Source organism: Allomesorhizobium aridi (genome assembly GCF_043769475.1).
In the GTDB taxonomy this organism is placed as follows: Bacteria; Pseudomonadota; Alphaproteobacteria; order Rhizobiales; family Rhizobiaceae; genus Allomesorhizobium.
The window spans coordinates 5,540,845-5,559,669 of the sequence record NZ_CP171729.1; the positions used below are offsets into that span (position 1 = coordinate 5,540,845).

The window sequence follows — 18,825 nt, forward strand, 5'->3', positions numbered from 1 at the left end:
GGCTCAGGATGAGGACCGCTTGTGCGGCCGCAATACCCAGAGGGTAGCGCCAACTTTACTGGCTGAAATCAGCACCCATCGTCCTCATCCTGAGCCTGTCGAAGGACGCACCAGATAACAGCAGCGCTCAGTCCAGCAGCGCCTGCAAGGTCTCGATCCGGTCGGCCTCATGCGTCGGCTTGTCCCAGCGCAGCCGCGAAATGCGCGGGAAACGCATCGCCACGCCGGATTTGTGCCGCGTCGAGCGGTTCAGCCCCTCGAAGGCGATTTCGAGCACCAGGCCGTGGCTGCGGTCGGCGCGCACCGAGCGCACCGGGCCGAAGCGCTCGATCGTGTTGTCGCGCACGAACTTGTCGATCTGGCGCAACTCCTCGTCGGTGAAGCCGAAATAGGCCTTGCCGACCGGCACCAGTTCCTCCGCGCCTTCCGGGCCGGACCAGACGCCGAACGTGTAGTCGGAATAGAAGCTCGAGCGCTTGCCGTGGCCGCGCTGTGCATACATCAGCACCGCGTCGACCGTGTGCGGGTCGCGCTTCCACTTGAACCATGGTCCCTTTGGCCGACCGGCTAGGTAGGGCGAATCCCGGCGCTTCAGCATCACCCCCTCGATCACCGGATGCGGCGGATGCCGGCGCATCTCCTCAAGTGCGGCCCAATTGGCGAAAGGCGCCAGCGGCGACAGGTCGAAGCGCGACGGGTCGAGCCGGGCGACGAAATTTTCCAGGTGGCCGCGGCGCTCGATGAAGGGCAGGGCGCGCCGGTCCTCCGCGCCTTCCTGCAGGATGTCGTAGCAGCGCACGAACACCGGATACTGCTCGCGGATCTTGGCCGAAACCGCCTTGCGGTTAAGCCGCTGCTGCAGCTCGGAGAAGGTGCCGGTCGCCTTCAGCGGGTCGCCGACCAGCAATTCGCCGTCGAGCGCGCCGTCGAAATTCATGGCGTCGACCAGATCGGGGAAGGCGCCGGAAACGTCGTCGCCGGTGCGCGAATAGAGCCGCCGGACGCCGCCCTCCGACACCGCCTGCACGCGGATGCCGTCCCACTTCCACTCGGCGGCGTAGTCGGCCGGGTCAAGCTTTTCGAGGTCGCCGTCGCCGACGGGATTGGACAGCATGACCGGGCGAAACAGCGCCTTGGCCGACTTTACCGGCTTGTCGGCCTTGCCCTCCAGCCAGGCGAACAGCTCGGTATAGGGCGGCGAATGCCCATGCCACAGTTCCTCGATTTCACTGACGTCGACCTTGCCGAAATCGGCGAGCGCCTGCTTGGCGAGCCGCGCCGAGACGCCGATGCGCAACCCGCCGGTGACCAGCTTGATGATGGCGTAGCGCGCCGAAATGCCGGCATTGTCGAGAAGCCGCGCCAGCACCTGCGGCCCGTCGGAGCGGCTGGCCGCCTGCAGCGCCGCCACCGTTTCGCCGAGCGTGAGGTGACGGTTGGGCTTCAGATGCGCGGGAGCGTCGGGCCAGACCAGCGACACCGTCTCGGCGAGGTCTCCGACATAGTCGTAGGAATAGCCGAACAGCACCGGGTCCATTCGCTCCATCACCAGCGTGCGCAGCATGGCCGGCTTGACCGCGGCGATGTTCAGGTCGCCGGTGATGGCGGCGAGCGCCAGCCCGCGGTCGGGGTCCTCGACATTGCGGAAATAATCGGTCAACAGCGTCAGCTTGCCGTTGCGCGACGGCGTCATGACGAGGCGGTCGAGCAGCTCGGCGAAGCGGTTCATCAGTCGCCTTCGTCCTCATAGCCCACCAGATGCAGCGGGCGCGCGGAAATGCCGGAAAGCTCGCACCAGCGCACCAGAGCCTCCTCGCGGCCATGCGTCACCCAGACCTCGCCGGCGCCGGTCTCGGTGATCGTCTCGGTGAGTTCGTCCCAGTCGGCGTGGTCGGAGATGATCAGCGGCAGCTCGACGCCGAGCTGCTTGGCGCGCTGGCGGATCCGCATCCAGCCAGACGCGTAGCAGGCGATCGGATCGGGGAAGCGACGCGCCCAGCGGTCGACGAAAGCCGACGGCGTGCCGACCACGATCGCGCCGGAGAAGTCGGCCTTCGAGCCGGTCTCGACTGTCGCCGGCTGCAGGTCGCCAAGCGCGACGCCCCGGCTCTCATAATACTCGCAGAGTTTCGCCAGTGCGCCGTGGATGTAGATGGTCTCGTGATAGCCGGCGTCGCGCAAAAGCCGGATGACGCGCTGCGCCTTGCCGAGCGCGTAGGCGCCGATCAGATGCGAACGCTCCGGAAACTGCCTGGCCGAGGTGAGGATGCGGGAGATCTCCTCGGTATCGGGCGGATGCCTGAACACAGGCAGGCCGAACGTCGCCTCGGTGATGAATACGTCGCAGGGGATAGGAACGAAGGCCGCGCAAGTAGCGTCCGGCTGGCGTTTGTAATCGCCCGAGGCGACGATGCGGATGCCGCCACATTCGACCGCGATCTGCGCCGAGCCGAGCACATGGCCGGCCGGGTGGAAGGTCACCGAAACGCCGTTGACGGTCAGTGTTTCGCCGAACCTCGCGGCTTGCGTGGACCCCGCAAAATCCTCACCGCAGCGGATCGCCATGATGTCCAGCGTTTCGCGCGTCGCCAGCACCGAGCCGTGGCCGGGGCGGGCATGGTCGGAATGGCCGTGCGTGATCAGCGCGCGCTTGACCTGGCGGACCGGATCGATGAAGAAATCGCCGGGGGCGCAATAGAGCCCTCCGGGTTTCGGGCAAAGCAGGTCGCGGGCGCGCATGCTGCAAACATAGGCATTTGCGTGGGCGTGGGAAGCCTGTTCACGTCAGTGGCGGATGGGTCACCTGTGTGTTAGGCCCCGTAAAGCCTGTATGAGGATTTAGGGACGTAATTGATGACGAAGATCATACATTTGGTGCCCATCCTCATGGGATCGATGATTTGGTCGACGCCGACGCCTGCTTCCGAGCCATACGACGAACTCGTACAAGCGCGGGCCAAGATCATTGGAACCTCAAAGCTGGTGCCTGGCCAACAGGTTTGGAGGCAACAAAATCATGAGAAATTCATGTCTCAGATTGAGGGCATTTGGATCAGTGCGAATGAAATCGACCTCTCGACCGAAAGCGTATTCCATCAAACATGCCGAGATTTGGGTTTCACATTTCACAAATTGAATGATTATTCCTTCGAAATGTTTCTACCGGCGAAACCTCCATTCCGAAAGGATGAAATACATTCAGAATACATTTTTAAGGATGGATTTTTGTACAATATCAGGAACGATATTGAGCAGCAGTTCAAAGTATTTGGAAAAACCCAAGGTCCAAAAGTTCTCCGAAACGCAAATTCGGTAAGTGCATTAATTGCGCTAGGCCCCAACACGATGCTCGAAATTGATTTTGACTACGGCACGCCAACTCTGTGGGGGCGTTGCCCATCCGGCTGATGCGCGATAAGCGCAGCCAATGACAGAAAAGCCTTTCCAGACCTCTTCCGGCGACCTTCTGGCCGACCGCCGCGCCGACTATGCCGAGATGCTGTTCGGTTCGGGCGATCATGCCGCCGCGGCCGAATTGATGCTCGGCGCGCTCGAACTCGCGCCCGGCTGGGCGATGGGCTGGTTCCGCCTCGGCGAGTTTCACGAGGCGGCGGGTGCGCTCGACCAGGCGGCGGAGGCCTGGCGCATGGCGCTGAAACTGGAGCCGGCGGACCGGCCGGGCGCGGCGCTGAAGCTCGCGCTGATCGGCGCGGCGCCGGCTGCGGATGCGCCGCCGAGCGCCTTTGTCGAGGCCCTGTTCGATCAGTATGCGGAGAAATTCGACGATGCGCTGGTGCGCGCGCTCGAATACCGCGTGCCGGACCTTCTCGCCGAGGCGATCCGCAGTTACGGCCGCGAACGTTTCGGGCTGGCGATCGACCTTGGATGCGGCACCGGCCTGATGGGTGAGCGGCTGCGGCCGGTCGCCGAGATTCTGGAGGGCCATGACATTTCCGCCGAGATGCTGAAGAAGGCGCGCGGCAAGGGCGTCTACGATAGGCTGGTGAAGTCGGACCTGCAGACGATCCAGCTTGCGCCGACCGGCGCCGATCTGGTCACGGCGGCCGACGTCTTCATGTATATTGGCGCGCTTGATGGCATTGTCGCCAAGGTCGCATCGGCCCTGCGTCGCGGCGGATTGTTCGCCTTCTCCGTCGAGCGCCATGCCGGCCCGGAAGATTTCGTCCTGCTCCCCTCTCGCCGCTACGCGCATTCCGAGACTTATGTGCGGGAGGTTCTGGCGCGATATGGAATGTCGGCCCTGTCTTTGGAGATGCACATTATCCGACAGGATCGGCGCGAGCCGGTGGAAGGCTTGATCGTGGTGGCGGAATGCCCGCTAGCCATTGATGGAACGTGATCACGGTTTGTTCACAAATTCGCTTGGCGGCGTGAGCCGTCCGCGCTAATTCTGGCGCGTGAACACGCTGACCCGCTCCCAGATGCAGCATGAAGCGGCCGCCCTGCTGCCGGAGCGGTTCGTAAAATGGTTTTACGAGCGCGGCTGGGCGCCCCGTCCGCATCAGCTCGAACTGCTTTCCCGAGCCCAGGCCGGATCGTCGGTGCTGCTGATCGCGCCGACCGGCGCCGGCAAGACGCTGGCCGGCTTCCTTCCGACGCTGACCGACCTGGAGAACCGGCCGAGGCGCAGGCCCGGCGAGGCGCGCCGCGGCATCCACACGCTTTACATCTCGCCGCTCAAGGCGCTCGCGGTCGACATCGAGCGCAACCTGACCAAGCCGGTCAGCGAGATCGGCCTGCCGGTCACGATGGAGACGCGCACCGGCGACACGCCCGGCCACAAGCGCCAGCGGCAAAAACTGGTTCCGCCCGACATTCTCATGACCACGCCGGAGCAACTGGCCTTGCTGATCGCTGCCTCGGACGCGCAGCGCTTTTTCGAGGATCTGCGCTATGTCGTGCTCGACGAACTGCATTCGCTGGTGACGTCGAAGCGCGGTCACCTGCTGTCGCTGGGGCTGGCGCGGCTGCGCCGTTACGTGCCGTCGCTGCAGGCGATCGGCCTGTCGGCAACCGTCGCCGAACCGGACGAGTTGTGCCGCTGGCTGGTAGGCCAGAACCCGCCCGGCGAGATGGCCGACCTGATCACCGTCGCCGGCGGCGCGAAACCCGAGATCACCATCCTCGATTCCGAGGAGCACGTTCCCTGGTCGGGCCATTCGGCGCGCTACGCTACGCCCGAAATCTACGACGCGGTGAAACGGCACAAGACCACTCTCCTCTTCGTCAACACCCGCAGCCAGGCCGAGCTGCTGTTCCAGGAACTCTGGCGCGTCAACGACGACAATCTGCCGATCGCGCTGCATCACGGCTCGCTGGATGTCGCCCAGCGTCGCCGCGTGGAAAAGGCGATGGAGACCAACAGCCTGCGCGCCATCGTCGCCACTTCGACGCTCGACCTCGGCATTGACTGGGGCGATGTCGACCTCGTCGTCCATGTCGGCGCGCCCAAGGGGGCGAGCCGGCTGGCGCAGCGTATTGGCCGCTCCAACCACCGCATGGACGAGCCGAGCCGGGCGATCCTCATTCCCGCCAACCGCTTCGAGGTGCTGGAATGCCGCGCCGCGCTCGATGCGAATTACCTCGGCGCGCAGGACACGCCGCCGCTGGTCGACGGCGGGTTCGACGTTCTGTCGCAGCACGTGCTGGGCTGCGCCTGCGGCGCGCCGTTCTATTCGGACGACCTGTTCGAGGAGGTGAGGAGTGCTGCGCCCTATGCCGATCTCGACCGCGCCACCTTCGACCGCGTCGTCGAATTCGTCGCCACCGGCGGCTATTCGCTGAAAAGCTACGAGCGCTACGCCCGCATCAGGCGCACCAAGGATGGCGCGTGGCGCGTCTCCAATCCGCGCGTCGCCCAGCAATACCGGCTGAATGTCGGCACCATCATCGAGGTTCCGGCGCTGAACGTGCGCTACGTCAAGGCTGGAAGCAAAGGTTCGGTCTCGCGCGGCGGGCCGGTGCTCGGCAAGATCGAGGAGGCATTCCTGGAGACGCTGACGCATGGCGACACCTTCATGTTCGCCGGCAAGGTGCTGCGCTTCGAGGGCATTCGCGAAAACGAATGCTTCGTCTCCAACGCAGCGGGCGCCGACGCCAAGGTGCCCTATTACGGCGGCGGCAAGTTCCCGCTCTCGACCTATCTCGCGGAGCAGGTGCGCGCCATGCTGGCCGATCCTTCCCGCTGGAAGAACCTGCCGAACCAGGTGGCGGACTGGCTGCGCATCCAGGCCGAAAAATCCGTCCTGCCGCGCCGTCAGGACCTGCTGATCGAGACCTTCCCGCGCGGCGAGCGCCATTACATGGTCGCCTATCCATTCGAGGGCCGGCTGGCGCACCAGACGTTGGGCATGCTGCTGACACGCCGGCTGGAGCGAGCCGGCGCGCGTCCGCTAGGCTTCGTGGCGACCGACTATGCGCTTGCCGTCTGGTCGCTCGGCGACATGGGGCACATGTTCAAACGCGGCATACCGAGCATTGGCCAGCTCTTCGATGAGGACATGCTGGGCGACGATCTGGAGGCTTGGCTAGCCGACAGCTGGCTCCTGAAGCGCACTTTCCGCAATTGCGCCCTTATTTCCGGGCTGATCGAGAAGCGCCATCCCGGCCAGGAAAAGAGCGGCCGGCAGGTGACGGTGTCTGCCGACCTGATCTACGACGTGCTGCGCAGTCACGAGCCGGACCACATTCTTTTGCAGGCGACGCGGGCCGATGCGGCGACCGGGCTCCTCGATGTCAGGAGACTAGCGGAGATGCTGTCGCGCATCCGCAGCCGAATCGTGCATAAGGATCTGGAGCGGATATCGCCGCTCGCCGTGCCGATCATGCTCGAAGTGGGCAAGATGCCGGTCCATGGCGAAGCCGGGGATTCGCTGCTTTCGGAGGCCGCCGATCTGGTCGAAGAGGCCATGGGTTAGAATGAACGTAGCGCTAAGGCCTTTTGTGGCCCGCAAAGACGGGGCGATCCTGATCGCGGGCGAGCGAGCCGTCTGCGACCAGCGCGGCGTGCTCCATTTCCCCGACTTTGGGCTGCTCGTCGTCTCCGACCTGCATCTGGAGAAAGGCTCGTCGCTGGCGCGGCGCGGCGTTTTGCTGCCGCCCTACGATACGGCCGCCACCCTCACGCGCCTGCAGGCGATCATTGCCGACTACAATCCGCGGATGGTGATCAGCCTCGGCGACAGTTTTCACGACGGCGAAGGTTCAGCACGGCTGCCTGATCCGTTCCGCGACCGGCTTTGCGCCATGATGGCAGGCCGCGATTGGTTCTGGGTGGCCGGCAACCACGATCCGAATGCGCCGGCGGGGCTGCCGGGCGAGACGGTGCGCGAACTCGCGATCGGCGGGCTGGTGTTCCGTCACGAGCCGTCGGCGGTTCCGGTCGCGGGCGAGATCGCCGGCCATCTCCACCCCTGCGCCCGCATCGTCCAGCGTGGGCGCTCGGTGCGCCGCCGCTGCTTCGCCAGCGATGGCGACAGGGTGGTCATGCCGGCCTTCGGCAGCTACACCGGATCGCTGAACGTGCTCGATCGCGCCTACGCCGGCCTGTTCCGCCGGGAAGCCTTCATTGCCTACATGCTCGGCACAAGCCGTATATTCGCCATCGCCGGTTCGATGCTGCGGCCGGGTTAATCCCTGCGGAAGATGAGGCGGCCGAGCCAGCCTGTCAGCATCGCCAGCCCCACCGCGACGAAGCCGTAGAACGTGCCGTGATTGCTCGAAAGGCGAAAGAGCATCTGCTCGAAGCCCGATTTCTGGATCGCGAGCTGCGCCGAGGTCTCCTTGACGAACACGCCGTTGCGGAACAGGAAGCCGCGCGCCTTGTGCGTGCCGACGGGAATGTTGGGCGCGAGCGAAACGGTGGCTCGGAACAGGTTCGCCGACAGGAACTGCACGCCGCCGACGCGTTCGTTGAACAGGCCTGTCGCTTTCTTGCGTTCGCGCAGCGCGGCCTCGAATTGCTGGATCGTCAAGGGATTTCCGTCGGGATCGGCAGGCTGGATATGAAGATTATCCGCGCCGAGGGCCAACTGCCGATAGTTGGTCGGGCCGGTGATATCCTGCATCGGGCGGGTCGTCGCCACCGAATATGACTGAGGCACGTTGAGAAAAGTTTCCGACTGCAGGTTGACCCAGACGCCAAGCACGCGGTCCTTGCGCCTGACCACGACGGGCCGCGCCGGTCCCTCCAGGACGACGATGACGTCGTAGCGGCCCTGCCGGTTTATCAGCGGGTCTGCATTGTCGACCGAGCCGAAGATTGTCAGGTCGGCGCCCGAGAAATCGGCGGTGATCTCGATCCTGTCGGTCGAAAGCCCGATCTGGACGCTTTCCGGGCCAGCCGTCTGGGCGAGCGCGGCGGCCGGCATGCAAAGCGCGGCCAACATCGTGGCGAGCAGCGTTCGCTTCCCGCTCATAGCTCCCCCGTCAGCCCGGTCAGGGAATAGAGGCTGGGTGGCGGCAGGAACAGCCCGAAGGCGAGGCGAACCGCAACCGCCAGCACGAGCAGCCCGAGAAGCGCCCGCAACTGCTCGCCGCGCAGTTTTTGGCCGGCCTTTGCGCCATACTGCGCGCCCGCGACGCCGCCCAGCATGAGCACGAAGGCGAGAACGATGTCGACCGTCTGGTTGGTGGTGGCATGGACGACCGTGCTGAAGGCGGCCACGAAGATGATCTGGAAGAGCGAGGTTCCCACCACGACGTTCGTCGGCACCTTCAAAAGATAGATCAGCGCCGGCACCATGATGAAGCCGCCGCCGACGCCCATGATCGACGACAGGAAGCCGATGCCGGCGCCGAGCCCGAGGACCGGGATGACGCTGACGAAGAGCTTCGAGGCGCGGAACCGCATCTTCAGCGGCAGCCGGTGGACCCAGTTGTGCTGGCCGGGCTTCTTGAGTGTCGGCGCCGCGCCGCCCTTGGATCGCCTGATGGCGTTGACGCTCTCCACAAGCATCAGCCCGCCCACCGCGCCGAGGAAAACCACGTAGAGCAGCGAAATGAACAGGTCGAGCTGGCCGAGGCTGCGCAGCAGCGAAAACACGTATATGCCGACCGTCGATCCGACTATGCCGCCGGCAAGCAGCACCGTGCCCAGCTTGAAGTCCAGCGTGCCGCGCTTGAAATGGGCGAGCGCACCCGAAAACGACGATGCGATGACCTGGTTTGCGCCGGTGGCGACGGCGATGGCCGGAGGGATGTTGTAGAAGATCAGGAGCGGCGTGATCAGGAAGCCGCCGCCGACCCCGAACATGCCCGACAAAAAGCCCACCGCCGCGCCCATGGCGAGCAGCACCAGCACATTAACGGACATTTCAGCGATCGGGAGATAAATGCCCACCCGTCAAAACTCGATTGCACGCCTGTTGGCGAAGACCGTCCCTTGTCTTCGGACTAAACGGCTCTTGCGCCGACAATGCGGCGAAGTCAAACCTCGCCGCACTGTCGAAACAAAAACCATCTCAACAGCTTAATATCGAGTCCGTAACCAAAGCGTTCCCGTAGCGACGCCGGTTGCGATCATTTGCGCGCAATCAGCGCACGAACCAGCTTTTCGTCGATCTCGCCGGTAGGCGCCAGTTCGTTGTCCTTCTGGAACGCGACGATGGCGGATTTGGTCTTCTCGCCCATGACGCCGTCTGCGTTGCCGGCTTCGTATCCGTTCTTGTTGAGGATGGCCTGGATGTTCTCGACCGCCTTCTTCATGTCGATGCTGGCGGTGGTGTCGGCGCTGCTTTCCTGCCAGGAATCGGGTATGTCGACGACGTTCGTTTCGGCGTTGAGCGGCTTGGCTTTCCACAGTTCCGCCGTGGAGCGGGCACGCTCCAGCTGCTCGGGCCGCAGCGCATTGGCGATCTCGTCGCGCTTGGCGGCGGCGTCGCGGTCGCCTGCCTTGGCGACCAGTGCGAACCATTTGTAGGATTCCTCGAGGTTCTGCGTCATGCCGACGCCCTTGGCCGCGAGGATGCCGAGATTGAACTGGCTGTCCTTGACGCCCAGTTCGGCGGCGTCGGCAAACCAGCGGGCCGCCGATTCATTGTCGGCGGCGCCGTCGGTGCCCATGGCGAACAGCACGGCCAGATTGTGCATCGCGCTTGCGTTCCCCTGCGCCGCAGCCAACTGATACCAGGTCTTCGCCTTCGGCACGTCGCGTTCGACGCCGATGCCCTTTTCGTAGAAATTGCCTATGCGGTATTGCGCAGGCGCGAAGCCGAGTTCGGCCGATTTCTCGTACCATTTCGCGGCTTCCTTCATGTCGGTCTTGACGCCGCGGCCTTCCGCGTAGCGTGCGGCGACCTCAAACAGCGCCTTGGCGTCGCCTGCGTCCGCCGCCTCGCGTAGCGCGACCGGCCCAGCTTCGACCGGCACGCTGAACGCAGGGGTCGCACCCACAGAGGCCGGCTCGGCAGCAGTGGGCACGGGTGCCGTCACCGGCTGAGGTACGGCCGCCGTTTCGGCCGCCGGGGTTTCATCCACGAAGACGGTCTCGTCGGCGGGCGGCGCCACGGTCGCCTGCGCGGGTTCGACGGGCGTCTCCGGCGAAATCACTGCCGACGGCGCGTCATCGACTGCCTCGACGGGTCCGGACGACGCCTCCTCGTCTATGTTGCGAACCTCGGCGCTTTCGGCCGGCGCGGCATCTTGCTGCACAGGCTGCGGCGCGGCGTTCTCCTGGACGGGCTCCGGCGTTGCGGCCGTCTCGATCTGCTGCTGGGCAACGAGCGGCACGGTCGAAACGTCAACCACCTCGACGCCGCCATCGGCCAGGAACGCCTTGCCGAGTTGCAGGCCGGCGAGCGCGACAACGATGCCGGCGCTGGCCATCAGGATCGTCTTGCGGCGCTTCTTGAGCAGGTCGCCGATGCGCAGCGCCCGCACGGGGCCGCCGAGATCGGCATTGCGCTTCAGCACCTCGGCTTCGGCCGCAGCCGCCTGCGCGGCGCGTCGCGCGGCGGCGATGAAATCGGACTTCGCGGCATCGGCCTCGGCCGGCTTGACGGGCTGTGCGCGTTCGTCGCGCACCCGCCTCATGATGGCATTGAGGTCCGGGCCACCCGAGCCGGGCTCCAGCGGACGGTTTGCGAGTTTCGGATCGAGCGGCTCGTCGAGATCGACGTTCGGCGCCTCTTCGCCCATGGTCGGGGAGGGGGCCGCCGACCCGGCGAGCGGCAGCGTCGCCTTGTCTTTCCTGCCAGTCAGCGCGCGCGCCAGGCCGCCGAGCATGGAGCGCCGCCCGGCTGGCTCGGCGTCGGCGATAGTGTCGGAGCCGAGTGCAGCTTCCGCCGCCGCCGCGGCGGCCTCGGCCGGGGTGCGTTGGCCGGGCGCGGTGTGGGGCGCCTGCGCCGCTTCCGGGTCCGTGACATGGAGCGACATGGCTTCGTCGAAATCGAGCGACGGGGCGTCCTGAAGCGAAAGCTTGCGCCGTGGGGCAGGCCGCGTATCCGCTTCGCCGTCGTCGGAGGTTTCGAGCGAGGCAAGGCGGTCGACGATCTTGATCAGCGTGTCGTGGATGGCTTCGAAAGTCTTGGTGTTGCGTTCGTCCGAGCGGCGTGTCAGCGCCTCCAGCGCCTTGAGATCCTGGGCGAGGCCGGTGACCGCCGCGGTGTGCGTCTGCGATCCATCGAGCGTGCGCACCGCATTCTCGGCTGCCTGGCGCGCCGCTTCGAGGATCGATTCGCGGCTGCCGGCGATCGATTTCTCGATATCGTCGAGACGCGGTCCGATGTTCTCCAGTTCGGGCAGCGGCGTTCCGGGTCGGGTGAGGTGGTTGGAAAGTCCCGCTACCTGCGCTTCCAGGCTGCGGATCAGCTCAGGATCGATGCCGGCAAACTGTACGGACGACGAATCGAGCCGGCTCGAAATGCTTTCCAGCCGCGCTTCCAGCCCGCGCATGGCGTCGTGGCCGGCATCGCCGGGCGCGCTCGCGCCGATCTTGTCGGCGAGGGCGGCAAAGCGCGCGTCGATGGCGTTCATGATCGCGGCATTGTCGAAGGCGGCGTCCGGAACCTTCTGGTCGAGCCGGTCGGCCACTTCGTCGAGGCGCCGTTCGAGGTCGCGAAACAGCATGTTGCCCTGTTCCAGCGCGTCGCCCTGCCGGCGCTCGATCATGCTGGACAAAAGGTCGAAGCGCTGCTCGATGCCCTGGAAAATGTAGTCGGCGTCCGGCGGCGTCGGGACGCGGTCGATCTTTTCGGCGATCGCGGCGATCTGCTTGGCCAGCCTTTCCATCGCATGGTCGGGCGCGTTGGCGTGCGCGGCGAGTTCGTCGACGCGCTGCGACAGGAAGTTGATGCGCTCGATCACCTCGTTGGTCGGCCGGTCCTCGGCGACCTCGTCGATCTGTCGCGCCAGCGCCGAGATCCTGGCCTCGATGCGCTCGAAGGGCTCCGGGTCGAAATTCGGCATCTGCGCGGCGGCCGTCGAGGCCACGATGGCGCGCGAGATTTCGTCGAGGCGTTCCTCGATCAGGCTGAACGTCTCCGACCCGCCATGCTCCTGCTGGCGGGCGAAATGGTCGACCGCGCCCGCGAGCGTGCGCACTTTCTCTTCGAACGAGCGCAACGACAGCGATTCGGGCAGGTTGTTGACGGCTTCGCTGATCTGCTCGAGCCGGGCGGTCAGTGCGGCGAGGCCCGGCGCTTCCGCCTTCTCGCGGGCGTCTGCGCGGTCCTCGAAAGCGCTCCAGCGCCGATCGAATTCGTCCCAGCGGCGGTCGACCGACAGCACCGTCTCCTCGCGGGCGAGCGTGTCGAGCGCGGACTTCACCTGCTCCAGTTCCAGCCGCAGCAGGTTGATGCCCTTGTCGTCGCTGCGCTCCGAAAGCGTCTGGATCGCCGCCGAGATGCGCTCGAACTCGCGGCCGAGTTCCTCGCCTGCCCGCGCCGTGGCGCCGGACGCGCAGGCCAGTTCGATATCCTTGCGCAGGCTTTCGAATTCGCGGCGTATCCCCGATGTCACCTGCTGGCGCAGTTCCTCGCGCAGCGCCTTCAATTCGCCGGCGATCTTGCCGGCGGCGGCCATGCCGTCCTCCTGGCCGCGCAGGCGGTCGAGATCGCGCGCCATCGACCGGTAGGGCTGCTCGCCGGCGGTATGCTGCGGGTAGGGCGGCTCCGCGTCGAAGCGTGTCTGCCGGCCCAAGCGATCGGGTTCGCCGCGGCCCGCGCCATTCAGGTCGTCCCGATCGGGCGTGCGGCCAAGCCGCTGCTCCAGCGTTTCCAGCGAACGGTTCAACTGCTCGAGCGTGGTGTGCGGCCTGCGCTGCCTTCCGGCGTTCAGTGTGTCGAGATATGACCGCTTGCTGTTCATAGAAACGCCCATCTGCCAGCTTCTCCGGCCCCGGCCGGATGCAACGAAACCCGTGCCGGATGCGACCGCGGCCAAACCGCGGACGTGGAGTTGCGGCTTGCGCCTCGCTCCGAAAACCGTGAAGAACCAAGATACTAAATAGCCACGGACGACCGACATGCGCACAATTCGCCCAACGTGGTAAATAAGGCGTTAACCAAGCTTAAGATCGCGCAAGGATTGCTGAAAAAGGATGACGCGGCTCGCACGCGGTGCGACACTCTTTCAGCCGGGCCGCACTTGCGCCGCTGTTGCCGCGCAGCTATAGCATTTACGTAAACGTAACAGGTGCGGAAACCGTGCCGCTACGGCAGTCCTTAGTAGAAACCACCGCTGGAAGCCAACGCCCCAATGCTTCCGCCCGGCGCAAGCGGAACCGACCGCGCGCCCCATGGGGAAAAAGCAAGATGACGATGAAACTTATGAAAGCCGGCGACGATGCCGGGGTCGCCGACAACATGTTTGTGGATCAGGGAGGGGCCGCCGACGGCTTCCTCAGGATCGGCGACATGGCCAAGAAGTTCGGCGTAACCCTGCGCACGCTTCGCTTCTACGAAGACAAGGGGCTTCTGCATCCGCAGCGCGATGGCAGCACCCGCCTCTACACCCGCCGCGATAAGGCCCGGCTGAAGCTGATCCTGCTCGGCCGCAAGGTCGGTTTCTCGCTGCGCGACGTGAAGCAGATGATGGATCTCTACGATCCGTCCGGAACCAACACCAAGCAGCTCCGCCTGGCGCTCGACAAGTCCGAGAAGCAACTCGCCCGCCTGCAGAAGCAGAAGCAGGTGATCGAGGATGCCATCGACGAGTTGAGCAACTCGATGTCGCTGGTGCGGAAGATGCTCGCCGAGCGCTCCTCGCAGACCAACAGCGCCGCCTGAACCGGGCGGTGCTCTAAGACTTCAAATCTGCGCATGGTAGTTCCGCGAACCGGTCCCGGTTTTCGGGATCATGCGCTATCCGGCTTGGCTGGAGAAAAAAGGGCGCGATGAGCGCCCTTTTTCTTGCGCGCCCCCGTGCTGGCGGTCGCCTGGCACGCTTCCGCGCGCGCTCAAATTTCCGACGGGTTCCGCTCCTCGCCAATTGACGTTTACGCAAACGTCAATTATTGCTGATGGCCATCGACTCGCGGCCGCTTGCGCTCGTCGCTTTCCTGGCCGACAAAATCGCATTGGAGGGAGTGAGATGCCGACATACAAAGCGCCGGTGCGGGACACGCTGTTCGTGCTCAACGAAGTGCTCGGCTACGAGCGCTACAGCAATCTTCCCGGCTTCTCCGACGCCACGCCCGATGTCCTCGAGGCTATTCTCGCCGAAGGCGCAAAACTCGCCGAAAACGTCATCCTGCCGACCAACCGCATCGGCGACATCGAAGGCTGTGTCCGCCGCGAGGACGGCTCCGTCGCCACGCCCAAGGGCTTCAGGGAAGCCTTCGACCAGTATCGCGAAGGCGGCTGGATGGGCCTTGCCGCTCCAGTGGAATATGGCGGCCAGGGCTTGCCCTATTCCGTCCACTCGGCGGTCGGCGAATACTTCTCCTCGGCCAACATGGCGCTGATGATGTATCCTGGCCTGACCCAGGGCGCGATGGCCGCCATCCTCGTCCACGGCACGGACGAGCAGAAGCAGAAGTTCCTGCCTAAAATGGTCACGGGCGTCTGGACCGGCACCATGAACCTGACGGAACCGCATTGCGGCACCGATCTGGGCCTGCTGCGCACCAGGGCGGTCCCCAATAGCGACGGCAGCTACAGGATTTCCGGCCAGAAGATTTTTATCTCCGCCGGCGAGCACGACATGGCCGAGAACATCGTCCACCTGGTGCTGGCCCGCATCGAGGGCGCACCGGAAGGCGTCAAGGGCATCTCGCTGTTCATCGTGCCCAAGTTCAAGCTGAACGGCGGCGAACCGGGCGAGCGCAACGCGGTGTCCTGCGGCTCCATCGAGGAGAAAATGGGCATCCACGGCAATTCGACCTGCGTCATGAACTATGACGAGGCCGAGGGCTATCTTCTCGGCGGGGCGAATGGCGGCCTGAAGGCGATGTTCACGATGATGAACGAGGCCCGCCTCGGCGTCGGCATGCAGGGGCTGGCCGTCTCCGAGATCGCCTACCAGAACGCCGTCGCCTATGCACGCGACCGCATCCAGGGGCGCTCGCTGACCGGCCCGAAAGCGCCGGACAAGAAGGCCGATCCGATCATAGTCCACCCCGACATCCGCCGCTCACTGATGACCATGAAGGCCTTCAACGAGGCCGGCCGCGCGCTGATCCTGTGGACCGCGATCAAGTCCGACGTCGCCCACCGCTCCGGCGACGATAAGGAGCGCCAGGCGGCCGACGATCATATGGGCCTGATGACGCCGATCATCAAAGGCGTGCTCACCGACAAGGGTTTCGACCATGCCGTGATGGCGCAGCAGGTTTTCGGCGGCCACGGCTACATTGAAGAGCACGGCATGAGCCAGTTCGTGCGCGATGCCCGCATCGCCATGATCTACGAAGGCGCCAACGGCATCCAGGCGCTCGATCTCGTCGGCCGCAAGCTCGCCCTGAACGGCGGCCGCGCCGTGCAGGCCTTCTTCAAGGAAGTCGGCGAATTCTGCGAGGAAAACCGCGCCGACGAAAAGATGGCGCCCTATACGAAGCAGTTGAAAAAAGGCCTCAACGACCTGCAGGCCGCGACCATGTGGCTGATGCAGAACGGCATGCAGAACCCGGACAATGCGGGCGCCGCCTCGACCGACTACCTGCATCTCTTCGGCCTGGTTTCGCTCGGCTACATGTGGGCGCAGATGGTCAAGGTCGCGCAGGGCAAGCTCACGGACGGGGCCGACGGCGCTGCCTCGTTCTACGAGAACAAGCTGGCCACCGGCCGCTTTTTCATGGATCGTGCCATGCCGGAAACATCTGCGCACCTTGCCCGCATCTCGAGCGGCGCGGGATCGACGATGGCGCTGCCGGCCGAAGCGTTCTGATTTCCGCGGGGCCGGCTCGACCCGGCCTCGCGTCAAAAAAGCCGAAGCGGAGGAAATTGTGGCCACTGTTCCTGCTGAAGTCCTGGGCCTGCCGAAGCCCGCCTGGGCCGGCGACGAAGTCGCCATGCTCTACGACATGGCGACGCGCTTCCTCTCGGAAGAAATCGCGCCGCGCTACGAGGAGTTCGAGAAGGCCGAGATGTTCGACCGCGAGAGCTGGACGAAGGCCGGCCAGGCAGGCCTGCTCTGCGCGTCGATGCCGGAGGAGTATGGCGGTTCGGGCGGCACCTTCGCGCATGAGAGCGCCATCATCGAGGCGATAAGCCATGTCGGCGTCGATGGCTTCGGCATCGGCCTCCACAACTCGATCGTCGCCCCTTATATCCTCCACTACGGTTCGGAAGAGCAGAAGAAAAAGTGGCTGCCGAAGATGGCGAGCGGCGAGCTGATCGGCGCCATCGCCATGACCGAGCCGGGGGCGGGTTCGGACCTGCAGGGGTAAAAACCTCGGCGAAGCGCGACGGCAACCACTATTCGATCAACGGCTCGAAGACCTTCATCACCAACGGCCAGCTCGCCAATCTGATCATCGTCGTCACCAAGACCGATCCGTCGAAGGGCGCCAAGGGCACATCGCTGATCGTAATCGAGACCAACGAGGTCGAGGGTTTCGAGCGCGGCCGCAACCTCGACAAGATCGGTCTGAAATCCAACGACACGTCCGAGCTTTTCTTCAACGACGTGCGCGTGCCGACTTCCAATCTGCTCGGCCACGAGGAAGGCCAGGGTTTTGTCCAGTTGATGCAGCAACTGCCGCAGGAGCGCCTGCAGATCGGCACCACCGCGATCGCCGCCGTCGAGCGCGCGCTGGCGCTGACCATCGACTACGTCAAGGAGCGCAAGGCTTTCGGCAAGGCGATCCTCGAGTTCCAGAACACGCAATTCAAGCTCGCAGAGCTCAAGACCGAAGCCACCATCGGCCGCGTCTTCTACAATGATTGCGTGACCCGTCACATCGATGGCGGACTGGATCCGGTAACCGCATCGATGGCCAAATACTGGCTGACCGACCTGCAGGGAAAAGTCATGGACGAATGTCTTCAACTGCACGGCGGCTATGGCTACATGAATGAGTATCCGATCGCCCGCATGTTCCGCGACGCCCGCGTCCAGCGCATTTATGGCGGCACCAACGAGATCATGAAACTGCTGATCGCGCGCTCGCTCTGAGAGACAGCGGTCCGGCATTCGAGGAGAAAAAAATGGCCGAAGCTTATGTCTATGACGCCGTGCGCACGCCGCGCGGCCGCGGCAAGAAGGACGGTGCGCTGCATGAGGTGCCGGCCGTGCGCCTCGGCGCTAAGGTGCTGGAGGCGCTGCGCGACCGCAACGGGCTCGACACCGGTCAGGTCGACGACATCATCTTCGGCTGCGTTGATCCGGTCGGCGAAGCCGGCTCTGTCATCCCGCGCTCCTCGGCCTTCGAGGCCGGCTACGCGACAACGGCGCCCGGCATCCAGATTTCGCGCTTCTGCGCCTCCGGTCTCGATGCGATCAATCTCGGCGCAGCCAAGATCGCCCAGGGTGGCGACGAGATCGTCATCGCCGGCGGCGTGGAATCCATGTCGCGCGTCGGCATGGGTATGTCGGGCGGCGCCTGGTTCATGGATCCGTCAGTCGGCATGCCGGCCTATTTCATGCCGCAGGGGGTCTCGGCGGACCTGATCGCCACCAAATACGGCTTTTCGCGCGATGATGTCGACGCCTACGCCGTCGAGAGCCAGAAGCGCGCGGCCAAAGCCTGGGAGAAGGGCTGGTTCAAGAAGTCGGTCGTGCCGGTGAAGGACCAGAACGGCCTGACAATCCTCGACCGTGACGAGCACATGCGGCCGACGACAGACATGCAGTCGCTGGCCTCGCTCAACCCGTCCTTCACCATGCCGGGCGAGATGGGCGGCTTCGGCGCGGTCGCCGTGCAGCGTTATCCGGAAATCGAGGAGGTCAACTACGTCCATCACGCCGGCAATTCGTCCGGCATCGTCGATGGCGCGGCAGCCGTCCTGCTCGGCTCGAAAAAGGCCGGCAAGACCATGGGAATGAAGCCGCGTGCGCGCATCCGCGCCGTCGCCAATATCGGCTCGGAACCGGCGATCATGCTGACGGGCCCGGTCGACGTGACCGAAAAGCTGCTCAAGCGCGCCAAGATGAAGCTGTCGGACATCGACCTGTTCGAGCTCAACGAGGCCTTTGCCGCGGTCGTGCTGCGCTACATGCAGGCTTTCGATATCCCGCACGACAAGATCAACGTCAATGGCGGCGCCATCGCCATGGGCCATCCGCTCGGCGCAACCGGCGCCATGATCCTGGGCACCGTGCTCGACGAACTGGAGCGCCGCGACCTGAACACCGCGCTGGTCACGCTCTGCATCGGCGCCGGCATGGGCACCGCCACGATCATCGAACGCGTCTGACCGGGGAGAA

Annotated in this window: 12 protein-coding genes and 1 pseudogene; 8 read left to right on the forward strand and 5 right to left on the reverse strand. The window is 64.8% G+C overall.

What is annotated here, in order from left to right:
* Nucleotides 1–127: 127 nt before the first annotated feature.
* On the reverse strand, nt 128–1,729 hold the full coding sequence (locus ACG873_RS29450; RefSeq protein WP_394889369.1) for a cisplatin damage response ATP-dependent DNA ligase: 1,602 nt from the start codon (nt 1,727–1,729) through the stop codon (nt 128–130).
* On the reverse strand, nt 1,729–2,739 hold the full coding sequence (locus ACG873_RS29455) for a ligase-associated DNA damage response exonuclease (RefSeq protein WP_394889370.1): 1,011 nt from the start codon (nt 2,737–2,739) through the stop codon (nt 1,729–1,731). Before ACG873_RS29455 ends, ACG873_RS29450 begins: the two co-directional genes overlap by 1 nt.
* A gap of 114 nt (nt 2,740–2,853) precedes the next feature.
* On the opposite strand from ACG873_RS29455, the gene ACG873_RS29460 reads away from it, so the two are divergent.
* The 4 genes from ACG873_RS29460 to pdeM all read left to right on the forward strand — a co-directional run bounded on the left by ACG873_RS29460 (nt 2,854) and on the right by pdeM (nt 7,653).
* The gene (locus tag ACG873_RS29460) at nt 2,854–3,408 is read left to right on the forward strand and encodes a hypothetical protein (protein ID WP_394889372.1); all 555 of its coding nucleotides are present in this window, start codon (nt 2,854–2,856) and stop codon (nt 3,406–3,408) included.
* 19 nt (nt 3,409–3,427) lie between these two features.
* A complete protein-coding gene (locus tag ACG873_RS29465; RefSeq protein WP_394889373.1) occupies nt 3,428–4,360 on the forward strand; it encodes a methyltransferase domain-containing protein in 933 nt (310 codons plus the stop codon).
* A gap of 82 nt (nt 4,361–4,442) precedes the next feature.
* The gene (locus ACG873_RS29470; protein ID WP_394893765.1) at nt 4,443–6,938 is read left to right on the forward strand and encodes a ligase-associated DNA damage response DEXH box helicase; all 2,496 of its coding nucleotides are present in this window, start codon (nt 4,443–4,445) and stop codon (nt 6,936–6,938) included.
* A gap of 1 nt (nt 6,939) precedes the next feature.
* Nucleotides 6,940–7,653, forward strand: coding sequence for a ligase-associated DNA damage response endonuclease PdeM (gene pdeM / locus ACG873_RS29475; protein WP_394889374.1), 714 nt, complete (start codon nt 6,940–6,942; stop codon nt 7,651–7,653).
* On the opposite strand, the gene ACG873_RS29480 is transcribed toward pdeM, so the two are convergent.
* From ACG873_RS29480 to ACG873_RS29490, 3 genes are all read right to left on the reverse strand, one after another.
* Complete coding sequence (locus ACG873_RS29480; protein ID WP_394889375.1) at nt 7,650–8,438, reverse strand: TIGR02186 family protein; 789 nt, start codon at nt 8,436–8,438, stop codon at nt 7,650–7,652. The two genes, pdeM and ACG873_RS29480, sit on opposite strands and share 4 nt — an antisense overlap.
* Nucleotides 8,435–9,361 (reverse strand): sulfite exporter TauE/SafE family protein, encoded by a 927-nt coding sequence (locus tag ACG873_RS29485; protein WP_394889376.1) that lies wholly within the window; start codon nt 9,359–9,361, stop codon nt 8,435–8,437. The genes ACG873_RS29480 and ACG873_RS29485 overlap by 4 nt, the downstream gene beginning before the upstream one ends.
* A 179-nt stretch (nt 9,362–9,540) precedes the next feature.
* The gene (locus ACG873_RS29490) at nt 9,541–13,326 is read right to left on the reverse strand and encodes a peptidoglycan-binding protein (protein ID WP_394893766.1); all 3,786 of its coding nucleotides are present in this window, start codon (nt 13,324–13,326) and stop codon (nt 9,541–9,543) included.
* 446 nt (nt 13,327–13,772) lie between these two features.
* On the opposite strand from ACG873_RS29490, the gene ACG873_RS29495 reads away from it, so the two are divergent.
* From ACG873_RS29495 to ACG873_RS29510, 4 genes and pseudogenes are all read left to right on the forward strand, one after another.
* Nucleotides 13,773–14,246, forward strand: a complete 474-nt coding sequence (locus tag ACG873_RS29495) for a MerR family transcriptional regulator (RefSeq protein ID WP_394889377.1) — start codon at nt 13,773–13,775, stop codon at nt 14,244–14,246.
* 304 nt (nt 14,247–14,550) lie between these two features.
* Nucleotides 14,551–16,344, forward strand: a complete 1,794-nt coding sequence (locus ACG873_RS29500) for an acyl-CoA dehydrogenase C-terminal domain-containing protein (protein WP_394889378.1) — start codon at nt 14,551–14,553, stop codon at nt 16,342–16,344.
* 124 nt (nt 16,345–16,468) lie between these two features.
* A pseudogene (locus ACG873_RS29505) lies at nt 16,469–17,574 on the forward strand (acyl-CoA dehydrogenase family protein).
* A 32-nt stretch (nt 17,575–17,606) separates the two neighbouring features.
* On the forward strand, nt 17,607–18,815 hold the full coding sequence (locus ACG873_RS29510; protein ID WP_394889379.1) for an acetyl-CoA C-acetyltransferase: 1,209 nt from the start codon (nt 17,607–17,609) through the stop codon (nt 18,813–18,815).
* The last annotated feature ends 10 nt before the right edge of the window (nt 18,816–18,825 follow it).